The 2,453-nt window shown below is 69.9% G+C and carries 2 protein-coding genes; both read right to left on the bottom strand.

The annotated features are described in order from the left end of the window. On the bottom strand, window positions 1–233 hold a 233-nt coding region (locus MBA17_RS48585; RefSeq protein ID WP_238505760.1), incomplete at its 3' end, for an alginate lyase family protein. Between the two features lie 350 nt (window positions 234–583). Continuing rightward, the coding region (locus MBA17_RS48590) for an exo-alpha-sialidase (protein WP_238505761.1) at window positions 584–2,453 on the bottom strand (1,870 nt) is incomplete at its 5' end.

Genomic DNA, 2,453 nt, shown 5'->3' on the forward strand with positions numbered 1-2,453 from the left:
GTGTGCTTGATGAGTTCGGCGGCGCGGGAGAAGTTGGCGCCCGCAAAGCCGGTCTGCAGCGGCGCGTTGCTCCCGGTGTGTTTGGTGATCACGGCCGACCAGGCGTCCATGATCTGGATCGCCTTCTTGGCGTAGCGGGAGTCCTTGGTGAGGTACCACTGCAGGGCGTGTGTGTAGGCCGCATTGGCGTCCTCACGCTCGTCCGAGCAGCCGTGGTCGGGGTTCCCATACATGCCGCACTCCACGACGGCGCGGGGCTTGGCCGTGTAGGACAGCGAGGCATCGGAACTGCGTTGCAGGGCTTTCCGTGCACCGCCTCAGAGGGCGGTTCGCGAGTTGATGTCCCTCCCAGGCCGGCAGCGGAGGCGGCGGCGGGCCCGGGGGCGGTTCGGCGGGTTCGTGCTCGGCGCCGACCCGTCCCCGGCCGTGGCAGAACCGGCAGCGCGACGCCAGCCGGCCGAACCGCTGGACCGAGTGGCTGATTCTGCTCGCCCGAGATGATGTTTCGTGCTGGAGGTTGATGAGTGGGCTGGTCGCGACCCCGGCGACTGTCAGGACGGACAGTCGCCGACGGGTCATCACGTCAACCCGCATCGAGCGTTTCGAATGGCAGCCGTAGCCGCAGCCGGCCAGCGATGGGCACATTGTGGGTACGGATCTCGGAAAGCTCCTTGGCCGTCAACGCGCGACCGTACAACCGGAACTCGTCGAGCGTGCCGAGGAACCGATTGGCGCCGTCGAGCCGCTGGCCGACGGACAGGCCGTGGACGCCGAACTCGCGGCCGTTGGTGACCGAGCCGGGCGGCGTGGTGCCCGTCGCGACCGGGGCACCGTCGACGTACATCGTGAGCTGGCGGTCGATCCGCTGTAGCGTGATGTGGTGCCAGGCCCCGTCGTTGTACGCCGCCGGCGACGCCAGCGTCACTGCGGTGCCCAGGCCGGTGCCGAGGAACGCCCGGATGCGGTTGCTCGCCGGTTCGGCCAGCAGCCACATCTGCGGCGCCGCGTTGATCCGGTACGCCGACAGGATGGTGTGCGAGCCGGTGGCCGCGTTGTATCGGAACCACGTCATGGCCGTGAAGTCGCCGTCCTCCACGTCCACGGCTGGCGTGTACGGCACCTCGACGCCGTCGTCGACCTTGTCCAGCGCCAGCCCCTTGCCGTACCGGCCGCCGGTCAGCCTCGCGTCGCCCCGCACGTACGCGGTGTTGTCGTACCGCGGTGACACGTCCGGGGTCGTCGGGCCCGGCACCGGTGGCGGTGGGAAGGCACCCGGGGTGCCGTTCGGGGTGCCGAGGTGCGCCTCGTTGAACCGGGCCCAGCGGATGGTCTCGTACGGGTTGGTGGCACCAGCCTCGTAGAGCAGTCCGGTCATGATCCCGTGGGTGGCGTCGGTGCCGATCTCGACCATGTCGGAGTAGGCCGTCGGCCCCCACCAGAAGACCTTGCCCTGGTCCCAGGTCCGCGCCTCGTCGAACGACGACCGGATCGCCATGACCTCGCGAGCGCCCGGATGCGCGACCGTGGAGATCATGATGCGGTCACGGGCGTCACCTTCGTCGGTGGCGGTCAGTCGCAGCAGCGACGCCTGCACCTGCACCGTGGAGAATGTCGGCAACGTCTGGAAGTAGCCGTCGAAGCTCTCGCCGCCGTCGCTGGAGTGGGCGTACGCCCGCACCCCGTCCGACGCGGAGGCGACCTCGCGGGCGCTGACGTAGAGCCGGCCGTCGGTCAGCTCGACCACCGTGGTCTCGGTGGGTTTGGTCCGTCCCTCCAAGTCGGCGATGGTGGCACCGATCTGCCAGGTGACACCACCGTCGTCGCTGAAGTACAGGTGGGCGCCGAAGATCGGCAGCTCGTCGCCGTCGCTCATCTCGTGCATAGAGCTGACGATCAGCCGGCCGGCGTGCGGACCGCGTTTGAGCTGGATGCCGTGCACCGGCCCGTTGGCGATGAACCGGTCCCACTCCGGCCGCTTGAGGTGCGGCATTTCTCGCGGGGCGGTCCACGTCGCCCCGTGGTTGTCGCTGGTCAGCAGGTACACGTCCCGGTCGCAGGGAGGGCATGCATCGTAGGCGTTGCGGTTGGCCAGGATCACGATGCGGCCGGTGCGTTCGTCCACGACTGGTACCGGGTTGCCGAGGGTGTCCCCGCCGGCCTCCGCGATCAGTTGCACCGGCCCCCACGTGACGCCGCCATCGGTGGAGCGCTTCAGCACGAGGTCGATGTCGGCGTCGTCGTTGCAGGCTCGCTCCCGCCCCTCCACGATCGCCAGCAGGTCACCGTTGGTGGCTTTCACCAGGGTGGGGATGCGGTAGCAGAAGTATCCCGCCTCTCCGCGGCTGAACAGGACGTCGTCGGTGACCACCGGCTCGGCCGCCGTGGCGGCGGAGCCGGGGGCCCCCCCCGCCGGGGGGGGCCCCCGCGGCCCCCCCCGCCGCGCGAGGACGTGG

This window comes from Dolomitihabitans soli, from assembly GCF_022213955.1.
In the GTDB taxonomy this organism is placed as follows: Bacteria; Actinomycetota; Actinomycetes; order Streptosporangiales; family Streptosporangiaceae; genus Streptosporangium_A; species Streptosporangium_A soli.